The following is a 19,276-nucleotide window of genomic DNA, read 5'->3' as shown; positions in this document are numbered from 1 at the left end:
CGAATCACGGCTGGATCAGCGTGATGGCGGATCCGATGTTGAACCCGTTGAAGCCGATGATCTGGCGGATCTGGCGCGACCGATCGGCGTCGCGCGCGAGACCCGTCGGCGGCACGATCAGGATCGTGTACGGCGGCAGAACGTCGATCGCGCGCGTGCTGCCGTGGAGCGTGGCGGAAAGATCGAGCATCCGCGCCTCCAGCCGGTCGCCGACCGGGGTGAGCATCACGACCCGCGTCAGATCGGCATCGCGATTGCCGCCGCCGGCGCGCGCCAGCCCCTCGAACGGCGTGGTGCCGTCGCGATACGGGAAGTTGCCCGGTTTCACGACTTCACCGAGCACGAAGATCTCGGGCGGGGGCGGCGGGCGGTTGTATTCGAGCAGCGCGACCGAGACGTCGGGGCGGGCGAGCTTGGCCCGGTACAGCGACTTGAGGCGCGCCTGCAGCGCGGCGGTGCTGAGCCCGCGGATCGACAAGGGTGGCAGCAGCGGCGGACTGATAGAGCCCGACAGCTGGACCCGCTGGTCGGTGTTGAGCTGCGGCGTATAGGGAAAGGACAGGCGCACGAGATCGCCGGGACGGAAATCGCCGTCCTGGTTCAGCCGATCCTCGACCATGCGGCTCGCCTCGCGCGCGAGATCGACCGAGCCAGCGGTGATCGGCACTTCGGGCGCGGGGGCGTAGCGCACCGGGCCGGCGCAGGCCGCGAGGGGGAGCGCGATCAGGAAAGAACGGAAGATTGGACGCATCGGACCTCTCGCAGGGAGGATGGCGCTATGGCGCAGGGGCCGTAACTTTAGCGTTAAGCCGGTGTTGACCGCGCGGGGCGGCACCGGGCGTCGCGGCTAGAACGCCGTCGAGCAATGCAGTGAACTCGGCGACCGAAGCCGCGACGGTGTAGCGTGCGGCGGTATCACGCGCGGCGGCGCGGACCGATAGCCGCCGCGCGGGATTGGCGAGCAGCGCGGCGATCGTGTCGGCGAGCGCGGGCGCATCGTCGGGCGGGACGAGGAAGCCATTCGCGGCCTCGTCGATGAACGTCTCGGGGCCACCGGCGCGGGCGGCGAGCACGGGCGTGCCGAGCGCCATCGCCTCGATCAGCGCGTTGCCGAAGCCTTCGCGGCGTGACGACGAGACCATGAGATCGGCGCCGGCGAGCAGCGGCGCGAGATGCGCGGCGTGGCCGGCGAGCGTCACGCGGTCGCCGAGCCGGAGATCGTCGATCTGCGCCTGAAGCGTGGTGCGGAGCGGGCCGTCGCCGTGGATTGCGAGCGTGAACGGCTGGCCACGCGCGGCGAGCAGCGCGGCGGCATCGATCAGCGTATCGAACCCCTTGGCCGGCACGAGGCGACCGGCGGCGACGAGATGCGTGCCGTGCAGAGGCTTGTCGCCGAGCGGCGGCGGGGCGGTGCGCAGGACGGGATTGCGGACCAGCGCGACGGGCGCGCCGCGCACGACGGACCCGATCGCAGCGGTCGGCACCGCGACGGCGGCGGCGCGGCGAGTGAGCAGGCGCGTCGCGGCGCGGCGCAGCCACGGCCACTTCGATTCGCGGCGAAACGCGTCGGGTGGCGTGTGTTCGGACGTGATGCGCGGCACCCGCGTCGGCGCGGCGAGCAGCGCGAGGTTCATCGCCGACGTCGCGGAATAGGCGACGTCGATACGGTGCGCGGCGAGCGAGCGGGCGATGCGCAACGGGCGACGCAACGCGCGGCCGCCGCCGATCGCCGCGACGGTGACGTACGGCGGTACGTGTTCGAGCAAGTCGCCGTCGAGCCTTCCGAGCAGCAGCACCGGCTGCCAGCGCGCGGGATCGAGTGCCTCGATCCAGTGGAGCACGACACGCTCCGCCCCGCCGGTGCGGAAATGCGGGAGCAGGAACGCGATGCGCCGTGGCGTGACGGGCGGCGTCATGCGCGGCGCGCGCGGCGGCGGGCGAGCAGCTTGGCCGCGACCTCGCGCAGCGCCGCCATCTCGGGCACACGCAGCAGCGCGGCGGCGGCGGCATAGACGACGACGATCAGCGCGCCGAGCGCGGCGAGCAGCGCGAGTTCGCCGAACAGCTTGTGCGTGTGGGGAACGAGCCGCAGCAGCAACACGCCCGCACCGGTAGCGATCAGCGCACAGGCGGCGGTCTGCGCGAAGTCGACGAGTTGCGCGCGGTGCGTGAAATGGTGGAAGCGCCGCACCGCCACGATCTGCGCTACGGCACAAGTTAGCGCGGTGGCGATCGCCGCGCCCCAGGCGATGCCCGGCGCCCCCCAGATCGGCGCGGCGACCGCGAGGACGGCGACGCGCAACACCGTGCCGGCGACCGCGATCACGGTGAGATCGCGCAGCGCGGGGGCGTGCGGATCGGCGTAGATCGAGGTGGTGATCGCGCTCATCGGCGCGAGAAAGATCGCTGCGGCGGCATAGCCGGCGGTGCACGCGGCGGCGGTGGCGATCGCCTGCGGCCCGAATGCGCCGTGGCCGAACAGCGCGCTGACCATCAGCGGCGCGCCGAGCATCATGCCGACCGACACCGGCATCTGTGCGAACACGCCGATCCGCTGGAAGCGCTGGATCCCGGCGGCGGCGGCGGCGCGATCGGATTGCTGGACCGCGCGGATCAGTTCGGGCGTCAGCACCGTCGCGAGGCTCGACATGACGAGGCCGGGGACTAGCGACACGAGGCGCGAGCCATATTCGAGTGAAGCGACATTGCCTTCGCCGCCAATCGTCGCGAAGGCGAAATCAAGCAGTGCGCTCGCCTGAAAATAGACGTTGATGACGATCGCGGCGGCCATGCCGCCACCCTTCGTCTCGGGCGGGGCGACGGTCGGCTGGCGATCGGCAGGGCGTCGCGTCGGTCGGACGATCGACCACGCGCCGGCGAGCAGGATCAGGAAGCCGACGATACCGGCGGCAAGCATCGTCCACGCGCCGGCGACGATGCCGAGCGGCGGGACGAACAGCGCGAGGACGAGAACGAGCAGCGCGCGCTGGACGAGGTTGGTGCCTTCGCTGAGGAGGTAGCGGCGGCGCGCCTGGAGCACCGCGGCGAGCAGCGAGGCGACGACGGCGAGCGGAAGCAGCGGGAGCATGATGCGCATCATGCCGGCGGTGAGCGCCTGCTGCCCGCCGCGGAAGCCGGGAGCGAAGACCTGCGCCCACAGCGTCGGCGCGAACATTCCGGCGAGCATCACCAGTGCGAAACACGCCAGGAACCAGCCCATGCGGCGCGGCAGGTGTTGGAGCGACGGCGCCTCGCCGCGGTCGACTGCGGCGAGCACGGGAGGCAGCACGATCTGGCCGACGAGCTTGCGGATCGTGTCGGCGAAGCCGACCGTCGTGCGGCGCGCGAGGAAGAAGGCGTCGAGCTGCCCCGATGCACCGAAGCGGTTGGCGAGCAGCACCGAGACGAGGAACGACAGGCCAAAATCGAGCCCGCGGACGAGCATCACGATCCCGGTGGAGCGCAGGAGATTTCCCCCGCCGGCCGCGCGCGGCGGCGCGGTGCCCGCGACGGTCGCGGTGCCGTCAGATGTCGTGCTGCCGCTCATGCCCGGCGGCGCCCGCGGCGCGGATCGTAGAGGCCGAGCGTGCCGTCGTAGCGCGACACGCGCGTCCAGCAGCGGTGTAGCAGGACATAGTGGCGCACCAGCGTGCCGCTTTCACGATAGCCGAACCGTTCGAGCACGCGGTACGACGCGCGATTGGCGCGGTCGACAACACCGTACATGCGCCTGACTCCGCGATTGCGCAGTGTGGCGACGACCCAGCGGACGAACGGCAGCGCAGTGCCGCGCGGCCGTTCCGCTGGATCGAGCAGCCAGCTGAAATGATACGCCTCGCCGGGTGCAACGGCATAGTATTCGCGCGTGCGCGGATCGTGATGATCGCTGAGCGCGATCCATGCGCAGCCGACCGCGATGCGATCGCGCAGCACGAAGAAACCAAGCAACCCCGCCTTCAGCATCCGCGCGAAGTCGGCGTGGCGGTGTCGCATCCATGGGCAGAGCGGCGGGACGGGGTCGTCGCCGGAGATGGCGAGCAGGGCGACCCCGGGATCGACGCGAATCTCGCCGAGTCGCACGTCGCGGCTGTCCGCTTCGAGCACGACGCTCGCGCTCGATCGGAATACGTGATCGGCGAACGCCTTGCGCAGCACCGCGCCCACGCCGTCGCGGCGCAGGCGGTGACGCAGCCGGGCCAATCGGCCGTCAGCCATGCGCCTCGCCCCGCCGTTTGCGAAGGGCGCGATAGGCGCGCCGGGCGCCGAGTAGCATGGTGTGCCGCAGCGGGGCGAGCGCGGCCATCTGCATCGGCGGCATCTGGCGGCGGTGCGGCGCGAAAGCGGTCTTGAACTGCAATCGGCCGGCCTCGCCCGGATCGGCGGGCGCGCCATCGGGCAGCCCCGCCAGATCGTAGCCGACGCAGCCGAGATCGCGCGCCGCGCGCATCCCCGCCCACAGCAACGGATAGCCGGGCGATGCACCGTCGCGGTCGATCGTGGCGAGCGACAGCCAGATCGCCTCGTCCGCCTGCCGCACGAAGGCGTGGGCGCCGATCGGCGAACCCTCGCGCTCTGCCAGCAGCATCGCCCCGCCGAGCGCCGCGACCAACGCAGACTGGGCGCGCGCGTCGGCCTGGCCCGAACGATCATAATCCGGCCGGCTAGCATGGAAGGCGTCGAGCAAGCGCTGGTAGGCGGCAAGATCGTCCGGGCCGTCAACGGGACGGACGACGATCCCCGCCTTGTCGGCGCTGCGCAGCGCGCGACGGGCGCGCTGCTTAAAGCCCGCGAGGATTTCGTCCTCCGGCTTGTCGAGCCAGACGATGCCGGTGACGTGGTGGAGCGCCTGATCGGCGGGGGGCAGCGGGGCGAAGCCGGTCGCCCGCATCGCTTCGGCCATCTGTGGCAGCGCGCGGCCGCGCACGCGCGGGCCGATCTGCACCGAACAGCACCCCGCGACGCGCAGCGCGCGCGCGAGCTCGGCGAGGACCGGTGCGAGCTGTGCGGGATCGTGGACGATCGGCCCGCGCTGGATCGTTGCGAGCCACGCGCCGAGTGCGAGCCGCGTCGCGCGAATGACGCACGCGCCGACCAGCGCCTCGCCGTCGTACGCGGCGAAATAGCGCCATTCGCGCCGGGGGTGCCGGGGCGCGGCGAGCGGCCAGGCGCGCGACTGCTGATAGGCGGCGAAGGGACTGTCGCGCAGAAATGCATCGATGCGCATCGCCTCCGCGCCGTCGAGCAGCGTCACCAGGGTCGATCGGATCGTCATGACGGCGGCGTTCTTCCCCGACTTGCAGCGTTCACCAATTCTTGGGACGCCCGCGATAGAGGGCACCTAACAAGCAGCGATTGCGGAGTGGTTAAGTGCTGGCGGCACGCGAGGGCGAGCCCTTTCATCTCGGAAATGGTTGGTTTTCGTGCTGGTCGGACGCATTCGGGCCGGTGACCTACCGCCATGCCCTGCCGATGATCGCGGCGCGTGAGCCGATCGGGCCGCTCGCCTTCGCTGGACTGCGCGGGGCGACCAATCCGCACAGCGCGCATTATGACGCCGCGCCCGGCATCGCGATCGCCGATGATCTGGCGGAGCGGCTGCTGGCGGAGAGCGGGGCGGCGAGCGTGCGCTTCGATTATTTACGAGACGATGCGGTGCTGCTCGCGGCGGCGGCGCGCTGGCCGCGCGCGCGGATCGCGCCGCACGCGGTGTCGCCGGTGGTCGATTGCCGCGTCGGCTATGACACGTGGTTCGCCGCGCGCAGCAAGCGAATTCGCCAGCGCCTGCGCCGCGACGGGCGCGAGGCGCTGTGCGAGCACAAGATGCGGTGCGAGTTTAGCACCGACGACCCCGTCCCTTCGGGCCTGTTCGACGCGATGTTGTCGGTCGAGCGATCGGGCTGGAAGGGGCGCGGCGGGACGGCGATCGCCGACAATCCCGCCGAACGATCGTTCTACACCGCGCTGGTCCAGCGCGCGGCGGCGGCGGGTGTGCTGCGAATCGCGCTGCTGTGGGATGGCGAGCGGCTGGCGGCGTTCGAGTTCGGCGTCGTCGGCGGGCGGCGATTGTTCCTGCTCAAGGTTGGCTACGACGAGCGCTACGCCGACCTGTCTGTCGGCTATGTGTTGGCGGCCGAGCATATCCGGCAGTGCTGCGACGATCCCGCGATCGACTGGTACGACAAGATGGGCAACGGCATGTCGCCGGCCGAGTACAAGATGCGCTTCGCCGACCAATGCGACACGCTGTATCGCGTCACCGTCTATGCGGCCGACTGGCGCGGGTGGCTGCTCCACGCGCGCGACGTGCTGCGCGCGCGTGCCAAAAGGTGGCGCGATCGACTGCGGGCGCGCAAGGCATGACGCGCAAGGCGGAACGGCGGCGGCGCGTGGTACGCTGGGCGGCAAGCGTGACGGCCGGCGTCGCGCTGGCGGCGGCAGCGGTGATGCTGCTGCCGGGCATTGCAGGCGCGATCGGTGCGGCGGTCGCGGTGCTGATCGGACTCGCGGCCGGACATCGCGCGATGATCGCGCCGCCGGGCGTTGCGATCCTCACCTATCATTCAGTGAGCCCGGCGCCTGGCTGGCTACCGTGGTCGCGCGATATTGCGGTGCATCCCGACACGTTCGCACGCCATCTCGACACGTTGCGGCGGATGGGCGCGACGGTGATGGCGACACGCGACCTGGTGGCGCGGCGCGCGGCCGGAGAACCGCTGCCAAGACGTCCGGTGGTGCTGCACTTCGACGACGGTTATCTCGACAACCACCGCCACGCGCGGCCGTTGCTCGAGCGCTACGCGATGCCGGCGACCTTCTTTCCATCGCTCGACTTCATCGCGCCGGAGGACACGATACGGCTCGATGGCGACGAGGCAGGATACATGCGGTGGCGCGAGTTGCGCGATCTTCATCGTGCGGGGTTCGAGATCGAGCCGCACGGCGTCGATCACGCGCGCGTGCCGACATCCGACGCGGTGGTCGGCACGCTCGACGCTGGCAACTGGCGGCGCAACGCGTGGATGCAGTGGCGCGCGACGCCGGGGCCGAAGCACGACTGGTTCCGGTTGGAGACGCCAGTGGCGGTGCCGCTGGGCAGTGCGATCCCGGCATCGGGGCTGGCGCTTGCCGAACGCGCCTGGATCGATGGCGCGCACGAGGCCCCCGCCACGTTCGAGACGCGGATCGAACGCGATCTTGCGCGCTGCCGCGACGCTTTTGTCGAGCATCTAGGAAGCCCTCCGCAGATCTTCTGCTGGCCGGAGAACAAGACCTGCGGCGAGGCACGGCGGATCGCGCGGCAACTTGGCTATCGCGCGACGACGGGGGGCAAGGGGCGCAACGCCGCCGATGAGCCCGCCGAGGTCCTGTCGCGAATCCACGTCGACGATCGGGCGATCGGCGTTCGCTGGCTGGCGATCGAAGGGTTGTACCTGCGCGCCGCCGTGCGGCTGATGCAGGGGAACCATTATTGGTATCTGCTGTTGGCGCCGATGCACATGACGAGGCGCATCATTTTCGCATTACGTCGCCGTTTCGGCGACGATTTCGCCTGAGCGATGTTTCTTAACCATCTTTTCCCGCGCAATCGTGATGCGAAACCGGCAGAGGCCGAGCGCCTTGCCGAGTTACGGGTCCAATTCCGCATGACCGACACCGCCCTGTCGCCAACGCTGCACCCCGAACGCCGCAAGGACATGGCGCGCCGTGTGCGGTTCGAATGCGACATGCGCGGTGTGCCGCTGCATTTGGAAGTGCGGCGGGGGCTTTACGTGCGGCGGCTGAAGCCGGTGGTGGACGGAGTGCTGGCGCTGGGTGCGCTGATCGTCCTGTCGCCGGTGATGATCGCGGTGGCGATCGCGATCAAGCTGCACGACGGCGGGCCGGTATTGTTCATCCAAAGCCGCACGGGATATCTCGGCCGCCGCTTCCGCCTGTACAAGTTTCGCACGATGGTGACCGATGCGGAGGCGCTGAAGGCAAAGCTGCGCGCGCACAACATTCACGGCGATGATTCGCCCGATTTCAAGCTGACCGACGATCCACGCGTGACGCGCGTCGGGCGCCTGCTGCGCAAGACCAGCCTCGACGAGCTGCCGAACCTGTGGAACGTCGTGCGCGGTGACATGGCGCTGGTGGGGCCGCGGCCGACGTCGTTCGATGCGACGACGTATCGCATGGGGCATCTCCCACGGCTGGCGGTGAAGCCCGGGCTGACCGGCCTGTGGCAGGTATCGGGGCGCGCCAACATCGACTTCGACGAGCGTGCCGAGCTCGACGTGCGCTACATCCGCTCGCTGTCAGCGAAGCAAGACCTGGGGCTGATCGTGAAGACCATCAGCGCGGTGAAGCGGGGCGACGGCGCGCACTGACGCCGCGTGTCAGCGGCGGATGGTGGCGGCGATGTTGTCGAACCAGGCACTTGCGGGGACCGGATTCGAATTGGCGGTGATGCCGATCTGGATGCGATCCGCCCCGAGCCGCGGCAGCACGGCAAGCGTCGCGCCCCGTGCGGCGAGCACCTCGCGCCCGTCGAGTAGAACGCGCGTCGTGCCGCGATCGTCGGGGGCGAGCTGTAGCTGCCACGTAATGCGATGCCAGCGGTCCGGACGCAGCGTCGGAGCGTCGTCGCGCGTCCAGGCGTGACGAATGCCGATCTTCGACCGATCGACCCGCAACCGGCCGCGCCGCAGATAGAGACGGATACCGGGATTGCCGCCCTCGCCACAGGTCGCGCACTCGACGTCGACGAGCTGGAGCGAATCGAGCGGGGTCGTCGCCGGCGCGCGGAAATCGAACGCGATCTCGAGCCGCGTGCCTGGCAGCATCAGCGCGACGCGCGCGACGAGATCAGCCTTGGCGACGGTGCCGCCGCGCTTCGGCCCGGCGGCGGCAAGTAGCGCGCGGCCCACCCGATCGGGCGCGGACGCGAGGCGGACGCTGCCGTTGACCTGCTGCGCAAGCGCCCAGGGCCGGCGATCGAACCGCAGCCCGCGCTCGAAATCGTCGCCGCCGCGCTCCACCGCCGGCCCGGTCGCGAGTGCGAGCCCGGCGGCGAGAAGGAGCGGCGGGGTGAGGAGCAGGGGCGCGCGCGTCATGCCTGTTTCTGCGGCGTCCATTGCGCGTAGCGACGCCCGCCGACGAACAGCAGCGTGCCGAGCGCGAGGCCGGCGAGGTGGAGCATCGCGCCGTGGACAAGGCGCAGCGGGCCGCGCAGCCGGACGCCCAGCGCGCCGGCGAGCGCGACCGCGGCGGCGGCGCTCAGGCCGGTAGCGACGAGCGCCCACCACGCCGATCCGTGAAGCCCGAGCCACAGCGCGATCAGCCACAGCGGCACGAGGCACAGCGGCGCGAGCCGACGGCCAACCTTGTGAAGGACGAGCGCGGGCGCATACCAGCCGGTACGCCAGGGGTTCATTAGCACGCGGCGACGCCACAGCGCGGTGAGCCCTCGCACGGTAATTCGTACGCGGCGGCGAAACTGCTGACGCCCGCCGCCGATGCTGTGTTCCCACACACGCGCGTCGTCAGCGAAGGCGATGCGGTAGCCCGCCGCAACTGCGCCGGTACTGATGTGGAAATCGTCGGTGACGTCCGCCGGGACGAGCGGCACGAGTGCGCGGCGGATCGCGTAGAGCCCGCCATCGGCCGAGACGCAGCCGAACAGCCGATCCTCCGCAGCGCGGAGCGCGGATTCATAGGCGCGGAACCAGCGATCGGCGCCTGCGAAACGCCCGGTCTTGCCGATTGTCGCGACATGGCCGGCGACCGCGCCGACGTGCGGATCGGCGAAGGGGGCGAGGAGCGCGGGAAGCGTGCCTTCGTCGAATAACGGATCGGCGTCGGTCATCACGATCACGTCGCCGCGCGCCTGCGGGACCGCGCGGTTGAGCGCCGCCGCCTTGCCGCCGCGTGGGGCGCGGACGACGTGCGCGCCGGCGGCTTCAGCGATCCGCGCTGTATCGTCGGTCGAGCCGTCGTCGGCGACGATCACCTCGGCGAGCCCCGGCCAGGCGGCGAGCGCGGCGGTGACCGAGGCGAGCTTCGCGCCGATCGTCGCGGCCTCGTTGTGCGCGCCGATCAGGATCGTGATCGGCAGCGGCGACCCCGCGGGCGGGTTGGGGCGCGGGCGGGGCGGGCGAAGCGCGGCGGCGACGAGGATCAGCGCGGGATAGCCTGCGAAGATCGCGGCCGGCAGCAGAAGGAGGATCCAGGCGGCGCTGTGCATGGTGCCTGCCTTATGCGGGCAAGATTAGAGGAAGGCTAACAGGACTGGCGCCGGATCAGCCCTGGAAGGTCGGTGCGGGCAGGGCGGCGCTCGGGAAGACGCCGCCCCATGGTCGCGATCAGGCGAGCGGTTGCGCGCCGCGCAGCAGGCGGCCCGGGGTGCGGCCGGTCCAATGACCGCGTTCGAACGTCGGCACGCCCGACTTCACCGTCCAGCGATAGCCGCGCGGCTGCTGGAGCAGGCGCGTGCCGCCGGCGGGAAGATCCTGCACGATTTCCGGCGGGGCGAGCGCAAGATCGTCGAGCGCGATGACATTGAGATCGGCGAGATAGCCCGGCGCCAGTACGCCGCGATCGTGCCACCCGACATGCGCCGCATTCTTCTGCGTATAGCCGTGGACGAGGCGTTCGAGCGGGGTCGACAGCCCGGCCTTGTTACCGCGTGACCAGAGCGCGACCGTGGTCGTCGGGAAGCTGCCGTCGCAGATCGTGCCGCAGTGCGCGCCGCCGTCGGACAGGCCGTAGAGCACGTGATCGCCCGTCATCATGCCGTGGACGTCGTCGAGGTTGCCGTTCGCGTAGTTGATCAGCGGCATGTAGAGCAGGCGCTGCCCGCCTTCCTCCATCAGCGCGTCGTAGACATAGGCCGCGGGATCGACCCCGGCGCGCGCCGCCTCGGCAGCGATCGACTGGCTCTCGTGCGGTTCGTAATCGACCGGATCGGTCATCCGGAACATGCGCGAATAGCCGCGCGTGATCAGCGCGATGAACCCTTCGCTGGCGTGGAAGGCGGCGTGTTCGGCGAGGATCTCGGCGCGCACCTGCGGATCGGCGAGCGCGCGCAGGCGATCATCGACGCATGCCGCCTGCGACGCGATGCGGCGATAGGTCGGCGCGACGACGAACGGGTTGGTGGTGGACGCGAAGGAGAGGATCGCGCCGATCGGGCGCGGCGCGACCTGCGCGCTGACGGGAAGGCCGTCCGCCACCATCTGGTCGATTTCGCGATAGATGCTCTTCCAGCGGTCGGGCGCGTCATCGGTCTGCTGCACGGTGAAGGAGACGCGGCGGCCGCTGGTTTCGGCGAGGCGGCGGATCAGCTGAAGCTCGGCGGTGGCGAAGGCGTCGTCGGCGGTGAGATACGCGTCGGAGATAAGCTGGATCACGCCCTTGCCCGTCTGGCGCAGCGCGGCGGCGATGCCGAGCAGCTCGGGATCCTCCGCCGTCAGCGTGCCGATATTGAGCCCGTCGCGGCTGCGATGCGCGTGCGTGCGCGAGGTGGAGAAGCCGAGCGCGCCGGCCTCCATCGCTTCCGCCGTCAGCCGCGCCATACGGTCGACCTCAGCCGTCGTCGGGCGTTCCATATGGTCGCCGCCGCGATCGCCCATGACATAGGCGCGAAGTGCCGCGTGCGGCATGTGCGCACCGAGATCGATGGCATATTCGCGCGCGGCAAGCGCATCGAGATAGTCGGGGAAGCTCTCCCAATCCCACGTCAGCCCCTCGGCGAGCGCGGTGCCGGGAATGTCCTCGACGCCTTCGAGCAGCTGGATCAGCCAATCGTGCTTGTCGGCGCGCGCTGGTGCGAAGCCGACGCCGCAATTGCCCATCGCCGCCGAGGTGACGCCGTTGATCGACGAGGGGGCGAGCACGCTGTCCCACGACACCTGGCCGTCGTAATGCGTATGAATATCGACGAAGCCGGGCGTGACGACGCAGCCGTCCGCGTCGATCGTCTCGCGCGCGGTGCCGGAGATGGCGCCGACCTCGACGATCTTGCCGTCCGCGACGGCGACGTCGCCGCGGAAGCGTGGTGCGCCGGTACCATCGACGATGGTGCCGTTCTTGACGAGCAGGTCGTACATGGGGGCTCTCTCCTGTGTTTCTTACTCGTTACGTTTCGAACATTCTGCCGTTCGCCCTGAGGAGGTCCTGAGCGTCGCGAAGGGCCGTCTCGAAGGGCTGGTGTCACGAAACGGTGCTTCGAGACGGCGCTTCGCCTCCGGCTCAGCACCTCTTCAGCACGAACGGAGGTGGGGTGTGCGGAAGGATGGGCGGCGAGCCGCGCATCACCGGCCGTCCGCCACCGCGGCGACGGCCTGCAGGCGGTCGACGATCACCGCTTCGTCGGGGTGCGGGCCGGCATCGAACATTGCGGCGGCGAGGACGTGGACGAGCGGACCGTCGCGCTCGACCGGCACGGCGACGCCGAGGATGCCGGCGTTGACATGGCCGCGATCGATCCCGACGCCGCTGCGCCGCGCGGTGGCGACCTCGCCTAGCCAGACGGCGAAATCGGGTGCGATCGCCCAGGGGACGGCGTCGAACCCCTCCCTCAGCGTGTCGCCGTCGAGATCGCCGCGCGCCGCGACGAGACGGCCCATCGCACCGAGCAGCATCGGCAGGCGGCGGCCGATGGTGAAGGCGACGCGCATCGTCGCGGACGAATCCGCGACGTGGATCAGTTCGACCGCGTCGCCGACGCGGCGCCACAGCCCGATCGTGGCGTGCAGCTCCTGCGCGGCGGCGGCCATCGCGGGGGCGGCGCGACGCACCGGATCGTCGTGGCCGACGAGCGGCGCGGCGAGATCAGCGAGGCCGCGCGCGAGCGTGTAGCGCTTGGTCTCGCGATCGAAGGCAACGAGCCGTTCGTGCTCGAGCGTGCGCAGGATATTGAGCGCGGTGGAGGTATTGAGACGCTCCTCGCGCACGATATCGGATAGCCGAAGCGCCCCGCGGTGGCGGCCGAGGCAGCGCAGGATGGCGACCGCCGCGATCACCGCGCCGACCGGCTTGGCGAGATGCGTGACGTTGCCCGCGTCGCGATCGGCGGCGTCTTGCAGCGCGTGCGGCGCGGCGGCGCTCACCGCGGAAGCTTCAGCAGCGCGGCGGCTTGCGTCGGCGTCGCGATCGGACGACCGGCGGCGTTCGCCAGATCGACGACCTCCGCAATGAGATCGAGATTGTTCGGCTGACGCTCGCCGCCCCAATCCTCTAAACCGACGCGGACGTGCCCGCCGCGCTCGATCGCGAGCTTTGCGAGGCCAGTCTCGACGACGCAATCGCCGATCGCGGCCACCGCCCAAGGCAGATCGGAACCTTCAAGCAGCTCGAGATAGGCGTCGAGCGCCTTTTCCGTCGGTGGCAGGCCAAAGGTGACATCACTGCGCTTGCCGTCGAGGAAGTTGTAGCGGCCGCCAAAATAGAGCTTCACGAACGCGCCCGCGGGAAGCTTGCCGGCGCGGTGATAGGCGAGCGTGGTGCGCAGCCAGCCGGGCTCGTAGATCGCGATCGCAGGGGCAAGCTTCTCCTGATCGTGGAGGTTGGCGAGCCAGGCGATGTCGCGATAGGTGGTGGCGTAGAGCACCGACGCGCCCGGAAGGCCATCGGGGCCATGCGTGCCGAGATTGACCGAGCCGGGATCGAACGCGCCCATCCGGACGCCGGCGCGCGCGAGCCCGCGATAATGGCCGAAGCGCGCCTCGACGTCGGGGCCGGTGGCGACGGTGCCCCACAGGATCGCGTCGGGACGCTGCGCCAGGACGGGCGCGAAGCCTTCCATGTAGCGGTCGGCCGCGGCATCGCCGGTCATGTCCATCCGCTCGATATGCGTATGAACGATCGCAGCGCCCGCCTTCATCGCGGCGAGCGCCTGCGCCGTGATCTCCCCGGGCGACACGGGAACGTTGGGGTTGCGCGCCTTTGGCGTCGCGCCGTTCAGCGCCGCTTCGATGATCAGCGGCGGCATGTCAGGCGGCGACCGCGGCGCGCTCGGCAGCAGGGACGGGGGCGGGCTGGCGGCCGCGGATGAGCTTGCCGGGCAGCGCCTCGGTCGGCTCGCCGTTGCGGTAGATCACCTGGCCGGACTTGATCGTCGCGAGATAGCCCGTCGCCTTCTGCATCAGGCGGCGCGCGCCGGTGGGCAGATCGTAGACCATATACGGCTTGCCGAGTTCGAGCGCGTCGAAATCGATCACGTTGACATCGGCGAGGTAGCCCGGCGCGAGCAGCCCGCGATCGTCGAGGCCGACCGCCCTGGCGGTGTCGAGCGTCTGCTGCTTCACCGTATCGGCGAGACCCAACAGCGGGCCGCGGGTGCGATCACGGCACCAGTGGGTGAGCATGAAGGTCGGCAGGCTGACGTCGCAGATCGCGCCGACGTGTGCGCCCCCGTCCGACAGGCCGGACAGCGTGTTGGGGTTGGTGATCATCGCGTGGACGTTGTCGAGATTGCCCTCGACGTAATTGTGCATCGGGAAGAACAGGAAGGCGCGGCCGTCGTCCTCGAGCAGCGCGTCGTAGACGAGTTCGTCGGGGTGGACGCCCAGCCGTTCGGCCTCGGCGGCGAGGCTATTCGAGGGATCGGGCTCGTAATCGACGCGATCGGTGATGCGGAACATCTTGTGCTGCGCGCCGGCGACCGAATTGACGAAGGGGTGGTCCTTCTCGGGCATCTCGGCGATCAGCCGGGCGCGATATTCGGGGTCGCGCATCCGGGCGACCTTCTCCTCGAGCGGCAGGTCGGCGATCTCGCGGTAGCTCGGGCGGCTGATGAACGGGTGAACCGAGCCTTGGAGGCCGAGCATCAGCCCGACCGGGCGGCCGGCGATCTGCGCCTTGAGCGGATACCCCTCGGCAACCGACGCATCGAGGCGCTCGGTCAGCTGACGCCACTGGTTGGGGACGACATCGGCCTGAACCATCGAGAAGCTCAATGGTTGGCCCGAGATCTTCGTCAGATCGCGCACCAGGCTGAACTCCTCGTCCATCTCCTGGAAATCGGACACCCATTGCAGCACGCCGGTGCCGGCATCGGCGATGCCGCGCGCGATCGCCTCCATCTCCTCGCGCGCCGCGCGAACGGTAGGGGTGAGATCGCCGTCGGCGGTGCGGTGGACCATCGTGCGCGTGGTGGAGAAGCCGAGCGCACCGTCGCGCAGCGCCTCGGCCGTCAGCCGGCGCATTTCTTCATTCTCTTCCGGCGTGGCGGGATCGCGGTCGGCGCCGCGCTGGCCCATCACGTAGACGCGCAACGCGCCGTGCGGCACCTGCACGGCGACATCGATGTCGTGCGGCAGCTTGTCGATCGCGTCCATATACTCGCCGAAGCTTTCCCACTGCCACGACAGCCCTTCGTGGAGCGCGGCGCCGGGGATGTCCTCCACGCCCTCCATCAGGCGGATCAGCGTGTCGTGATCCTGCGGGCGGACGGGCGCGAAGCCGACGCCACAATTGCCGACGACGACGGTGGTGGCGCCGAGCGTCGACGAGGGATCCATCCGCGAGGCCCAGGTGATCTGGCCGTCGTAATGGGTGTGGATATCGACCCAGCCGGGGGTGACGAGCTTGCCGGCGGCATCGATCTCGCGCGCGGCGGCGCCGTCGACGCTGCCGATCGCGGCGATACGGTCGCCCTTGATCGCGACGTCGCCGACATAGGGCGTGCCGCCCGAACCGTCGACGATCGTGCCGCTGCGAATGACCAGATCGTACATGGCCCTCTCCTCATTGATTTTGCGGCGATGGTGACTTCGTCGTACGGATGAGGCAAGGTTTATTCGCGTGGAAGAACAACATTCTCGATAGAGAAAAGAAAGGACGAGGCATGCAGGCGACGGCGACGATCGATCGGACGGCTCGCGATGACAGTGATGTGCTCTACGATCTGCTGCGTGAGCGGCGTTCGGTCCGCGGGTTCAAGCCCGATCGGGTGCCGGCTGATCTCCTCGAGCGGGTAATGGACATGGCGCAGCTCGCGCCGTCGAACTGCAACGTCCAGCCGTGGACCGCGCACGTCGTGTCGGGCGAGGCGGCGGAGCGGATGCGCACCGCGCTGCACGATGCGGCCAAGAACGGCACCAAGATGACGCCCGATTTTCCGCTGACCGGCGCCTATCCCGGCCATTATCGGGGGCGGCAGATCGATGCCGCGAAATCGCTGTTCGCGGCGACGAACGTGGCGCGGGACGACGTGCCGGCGCGGACCGAATCGTTCCTGCGCAACTTCCGCTTCTTCGACGCGCCGCACGCGATGTTCCTGTTCATCCCGGCCTGGGCGGGGATGCGCGAGGCGGCGGACTGCGGGATGTATGCGCAATCGTTCATGCTGGCGCTGACCGCGAACGGCCTTGCCTCGTGCGCGCAGGGGGCGCTGAGCCACCATGCCGAGATCGTGCACCGCGAGCTCGGCGTCGGGGAGGATCAGAAGCTGCTGTTCGGCATCGCGTTCGGCTACGAGGATGCGGCGCATCCGGCGAACAGCGCGCGGACGGTGCGTGACCGGGATCACGTGCTGCACGGCTGAGGATCGACGACGTCTCGCCATCACGGACGGCCTGCTATCGGCGCGGGGTACCTGCCTCGCGGTACGCTGTGGCGCGCTGCACCGGTATCGGTCGACCGTAGCGGTGCCGGCATCGTGCGGCGCGACGCCCTTCCCCCTCGCGATGCATCGGCGTATGGCGCGTCGCGAACCGATGACACCGACCGCCCCCCTGCTACCGCCGGCCGACTGGCGCGATTTCCTGGCGCTGACCAAGCCGCGGGTGATGACGCTCGTCGTCTTCACCGGGCTGTGCGGCATGCTGGCGGCGCCCGTGCCGATCCATCCGGTGCTGGGCTTCACCGCGATCCTGTGCATCGCGCTGGGCGCGGGCGCGGCGGGCGCGCTCAACCAATGGTATGAGGCCGATATCGACGCGGTGATGAAGCGCACCGCGCAGCGCCCGCTGCCCGCGGGGCGGATGGATCGGCAGGCGGCGCTCCACTTCGGCGTCGGGCTGAGCGCCTTTTCGGTGATCCTGATGGGGTTGGCGCTGAACTATGCCGCCGCGGCGATCCTGGCGATCTCGATCCTGTTCTACGTCCTCGTCTATACCGTGTGGCTCAAGCGACGGACGCCGCAGAACATCGTCATCGGCGGCGCGGCGGGGGCGTTTCCGCCGCTGATCGGCTGGGCCGCGGCGACGGGGCAGGTGGCGCTGCTGCCGCTGCTCTTGTTCATGCTCGTCTTCCTGTGGACGCCGCCGCATTTCTGGGCGCTCGCGCTGTTCGTCGAGACCGACTACGCCAACGCCGGCGTGCCGATGCTGCCGGTGGTGGCGGGCGAGCGCGTGACGCGGCGGCAGATCGGGCTCTACACGATCCCGATGGCGTTCGTCGCGATCGCGCCGTGGCCGCTGGGGCTGACAGGCGCCATCTACGGCGTCGTATCGCTGGCGATGACGGCGTGGTTCGCGCTGCTGGCGGTGCGCGTCGCGGCGCGCACGACCGGCGCGGACGATGCGATGCTGCCCGAAAAGGGCCTCTTCAAATTCTCGATCCTTTATCTCTTCGTGGTGTTCGGCGCGCTCGTCGTCGATCGGTGGATGGCATGATGCAAGACGATGACAGGCTGACGCAGGAAGAATTGATCCGGCGGCGTCAGAAAGGGCGCTCGATCGTGATGGCGCTGCTGCTGGGGGCGTTCGTGATCCTGGTGTTCGCGATCTCGCTGGTGAAGATCCAGCAGGGCGTGACGGTCGGATGATCCGCGTTTTCTCCGGCAAGGCGCGCACTGCGGCGCTCGCGGTGCTGGGTATCTGCTTCATGACCGGGCTCGCCTTCGCCAGCGTGCCTTTGTACCGCCTGTTCTGCCAGGTGACCGGGCTGAACGGCACGACGCAGCGCGGGCTGGTGGCGCCCGGCGCGGTGGGCGGCGAGATCCGCGTCGATTTCGACGCCAACACCAACACCCGGCTGCCGTGGCGCTTCGCCCCCGAACAGGCCAGCCAGACGGTGGCGATCGGCGCGCGCACGATGGCGTTCTTCACCGCGACCAACCGCGCGGCGCAGCCGGTGACGGGCACGGCGACGTTCAACGTCACCCCCGACCAGGCGGGCAAATATTTCACCAAGATCGAGTGTTTCTGCTTCACCCAGCAGACGCTGAAGCCGGGTGAGACGGTGCGCATGCCGGTGATCTATTTCGTCGATCCCAAGATCCGCGACGATCCCGACGCGCGCGACATCGACACGATCACGCTCAGCTACACGTTTTACCCGGTGGATTCCGGCAAGACGCCAAGCTAAGCGGGTCGCAACAGCGTACTGACAGGGAAAGCCAGATGGCCGGCGCCAAGAACCACCAATATCATATCCTGCCCCCCGATCCCTGGCCGATGATCAGCGCCTTTTCCGCGCTGGCGATGGCGGCGGGCGGCATCATGTGGATGCACGGCGGCCACGTCGGCAAGCCGAACGGCGGCGGCATCCTGTTCTTTGCCGGCCTCCTTGCGGTGCTGTTCTCCGCGTACAGCTGGTGGCGCAACGTCATCAAGGAAGCGCATGCGGGCGATCACACGCCGGTGGTGCAGCTGCACTTCCGCTACGGCATGATCCTGTTCATCGCGTCCGAAGTGATGTTCTTCGTCGGCTGGTTCTGGGCGTATTTCGATTTCGCGCTGTTCCCCGATGCGATCGCCTTCGTCGACGGCGCGGTGGAGCGCAGCAGCGACGCCGCGGCGATCATCGCGCAGTGGCCGCCCAAGGGGCTGGAAGTCATCAACGCGTTCGAGCTGCCGTTGCTCAACACGCTGATCCTGCTGCTGTCGGGCACCACCGTCACCTGGGCCCACCACGGGCTGATCCACAATCAGCGCGGCGGCGAGAAGCGCGGTGCGTGGGGGCTGCTGGGCGTCGGCGAGCGCGACAGCGTGCTGAAGGGGCTGTGGCTGACGATCGTGCTTGGCCTGATCTTCAGCGCGATCCAGGCGTACGAATACATGCATGCGCCGTTCCCGTTCAAGGGCATCAACTACGGCGCGTCGTTCTTTATGGCGACGGGCTTCCATGGCTTCCACGTCGTCATCGGCACGATCTTCCTGATCGTCTGCCTGATCCGCGCCTACAAGGGTGACTTCACGCCCAAGCAGCACTTTGGCTTCGAAGCGGCGGCCTGGTACTGGCACTTCGTCGACGTGGTGTGGCTGTTCCTGTTCGTCTCGATCTACATCTGGGGCGGCTGGGGTGCACCGGTACACGGCGGCTGACCGGCACCATTGATGAGCACGGG

Annotated in this window: 19 protein-coding genes; 8 read left to right on the top strand and 11 right to left on the bottom strand. The window is 69.4% G+C overall.

What is annotated here, in order from left to right; genetic code table 11:
- Positions 1–4 precede the first annotated feature (4 nt).
- Genes B7L05_RS03455 through B7L05_RS03435 form a run of 5 tightly spaced genes read right to left on the bottom strand, consistent with a single transcriptional unit; the run spans position 5 to position 5,272 of the window.
- A complete protein-coding gene (locus B7L05_RS03455; protein ID WP_085808804.1) occupies positions 5–751 on the bottom strand; it encodes a polysaccharide biosynthesis/export family protein in 747 nt (248 codons plus the stop codon).
- A 25-nt stretch (positions 752–776) separates the two neighbouring features.
- Positions 777–1,916 carry a glycosyltransferase gene (locus B7L05_RS03450; protein ID WP_085808803.1) on the bottom strand — a complete coding sequence of 380 codons (1,140 nt, stop codon included), beginning with the start codon at positions 1,914–1,916 and terminating at the stop codon, positions 777–779.
- Positions 1,913–3,547, bottom strand: coding sequence for a murein biosynthesis integral membrane protein MurJ (murJ, locus tag B7L05_RS03445; protein WP_085808802.1), 1,635 nt, complete (start codon positions 3,545–3,547; stop codon positions 1,913–1,915). The genes B7L05_RS03450 and murJ overlap by 4 nt, the downstream gene beginning before the upstream one ends.
- Positions 3,544–4,215, bottom strand: a complete 672-nt coding sequence (locus tag B7L05_RS03440) for a GNAT family N-acetyltransferase (RefSeq protein WP_085808801.1) — start codon at positions 4,213–4,215, stop codon at positions 3,544–3,546. Before B7L05_RS03440 ends, murJ begins: the two co-directional genes overlap by 4 nt.
- Positions 4,208–5,272 carry a GNAT family N-acetyltransferase gene (locus B7L05_RS03435; RefSeq protein WP_085808800.1) on the bottom strand — a complete coding sequence of 355 codons (1,065 nt, stop codon included), beginning with the start codon at positions 5,270–5,272 and terminating at the stop codon, positions 4,208–4,210. The genes B7L05_RS03440 and B7L05_RS03435 overlap by 8 nt, the downstream gene beginning before the upstream one ends.
- A gap of 173 nt (positions 5,273–5,445) precedes the next feature.
- Here B7L05_RS03435 and B7L05_RS03430 point away from each other — a divergent pair, with 173 nt between their 5' ends.
- The 3 genes from B7L05_RS03430 to B7L05_RS03420 all read left to right on the top strand — a co-directional run bounded on the left by B7L05_RS03430 (position 5,446) and on the right by B7L05_RS03420 (position 8,369).
- The gene (locus tag B7L05_RS03430; RefSeq protein ID WP_144037104.1) at positions 5,446–6,360 is read left to right on the top strand and encodes a GNAT family N-acetyltransferase; all 915 of its coding nucleotides are present in this window, start codon (positions 5,446–5,448) and stop codon (positions 6,358–6,360) included.
- A complete protein-coding gene (locus tag B7L05_RS03425; RefSeq protein WP_144037103.1) occupies positions 6,357–7,553 on the top strand; it encodes a polysaccharide deacetylase family protein in 1,197 nt (398 codons plus the stop codon). Before B7L05_RS03430 ends, B7L05_RS03425 begins: the two co-directional genes overlap by 4 nt.
- Before the next feature lie 90 nt (positions 7,554–7,643).
- A complete protein-coding gene (locus tag B7L05_RS03420; RefSeq protein ID WP_144037102.1) occupies positions 7,644–8,369 on the top strand; it encodes a sugar transferase in 726 nt (241 codons plus the stop codon).
- A 9-nt stretch (positions 8,370–8,378) separates the two neighbouring features.
- On the opposite strand, the gene B7L05_RS03415 is transcribed toward B7L05_RS03420, so the two are convergent.
- The 6 genes from B7L05_RS03415 to B7L05_RS03390 form a co-directional block, all read right to left on the bottom strand.
- Positions 8,379–9,095 (bottom strand): heparin lyase I family protein, encoded by a 717-nt coding sequence (locus B7L05_RS03415; RefSeq protein ID WP_144037101.1) that lies wholly within the window; start codon positions 9,093–9,095, stop codon positions 8,379–8,381.
- Positions 9,092–10,225 carry a glycosyltransferase gene (locus B7L05_RS03410; RefSeq protein ID WP_085808796.1) on the bottom strand — a complete coding sequence of 378 codons (1,134 nt, stop codon included), beginning with the start codon at positions 10,223–10,225 and terminating at the stop codon, positions 9,092–9,094. The genes B7L05_RS03415 and B7L05_RS03410 overlap by 4 nt, the downstream gene beginning before the upstream one ends.
- Before the next feature lie 118 nt (positions 10,226–10,343).
- The gene (locus tag B7L05_RS03405; protein WP_085808795.1) at positions 10,344–12,089 is read right to left on the bottom strand and encodes an amidohydrolase family protein; all 1,746 of its coding nucleotides are present in this window, start codon (positions 12,087–12,089) and stop codon (positions 10,344–10,346) included.
- A gap of 204 nt (positions 12,090–12,293) precedes the next feature.
- On the bottom strand, positions 12,294–13,091 hold the full coding sequence (locus B7L05_RS03400) for an IclR family transcriptional regulator (RefSeq protein WP_085808794.1): 798 nt from the start codon (positions 13,089–13,091) through the stop codon (positions 12,294–12,296).
- Positions 13,088–13,972: a 3-keto-5-aminohexanoate cleavage protein gene (locus B7L05_RS03395; protein WP_085808793.1), complete on the bottom strand. Its 885-nt coding sequence runs from the start codon at positions 13,970–13,972 to the stop codon at positions 13,088–13,090. The genes B7L05_RS03400 and B7L05_RS03395 overlap by 4 nt, the downstream gene beginning before the upstream one ends.
- Position 13,973: 1 nt before the next feature.
- Entirely contained in the window at positions 13,974–15,719 is a 1,746-nt protein-coding gene (locus B7L05_RS03390) for an amidohydrolase family protein (protein WP_085808792.1), read from the bottom strand.
- 110 nt (positions 15,720–15,829) lie between these two features.
- On the opposite strand from B7L05_RS03390, the gene B7L05_RS03385 reads away from it, so the two are divergent.
- The 5 genes from B7L05_RS03385 (at position 15,830) to B7L05_RS03370 (ending at position 19,253) form a co-directional block, all read left to right on the top strand.
- Entirely contained in the window at positions 15,830–16,528 is a 699-nt protein-coding gene (locus B7L05_RS03385; RefSeq protein WP_085808791.1) for a nitroreductase, read from the top strand.
- A gap of 172 nt (positions 16,529–16,700) precedes the next feature.
- Complete coding sequence (locus tag B7L05_RS03380; protein ID WP_144037099.1) at positions 16,701–17,600, top strand: heme o synthase; 900 nt, start codon at positions 16,701–16,703, stop codon at positions 17,598–17,600.
- Positions 17,597–17,752, top strand: a complete 156-nt coding sequence (locus B7L05_RS17330) for a hypothetical protein (protein ID WP_179187106.1) — start codon at positions 17,597–17,599, stop codon at positions 17,750–17,752. The genes B7L05_RS03380 and B7L05_RS17330 overlap by 4 nt, the downstream gene beginning before the upstream one ends.
- Positions 17,749–18,294, top strand: a complete 546-nt coding sequence (locus B7L05_RS03375; RefSeq protein ID WP_085808789.1) for a cytochrome c oxidase assembly protein — start codon at positions 17,749–17,751, stop codon at positions 18,292–18,294. The genes B7L05_RS17330 and B7L05_RS03375 overlap by 4 nt, the downstream gene beginning before the upstream one ends.
- Before the next feature lie 35 nt (positions 18,295–18,329).
- Positions 18,330–19,253: a cytochrome c oxidase subunit 3 gene (locus B7L05_RS03370; RefSeq protein WP_085808788.1), complete on the top strand. Its 924-nt coding sequence runs from the start codon at positions 18,330–18,332 to the stop codon at positions 19,251–19,253.
- The last annotated feature ends 23 nt before the right edge of the window (positions 19,254–19,276 follow it).

The sequence above is a fragment of the Sphingomonas sp. TZW2008 genome, from assembly GCF_002117915.1.
Lineage (GTDB): Bacteria > Pseudomonadota > Alphaproteobacteria > Sphingomonadales > Sphingomonadaceae > Sphingomonas.
Note: the sequence above shows the minus strand (reverse complement) of the source record. Positions and strands in the feature narration are given on the sequence as shown.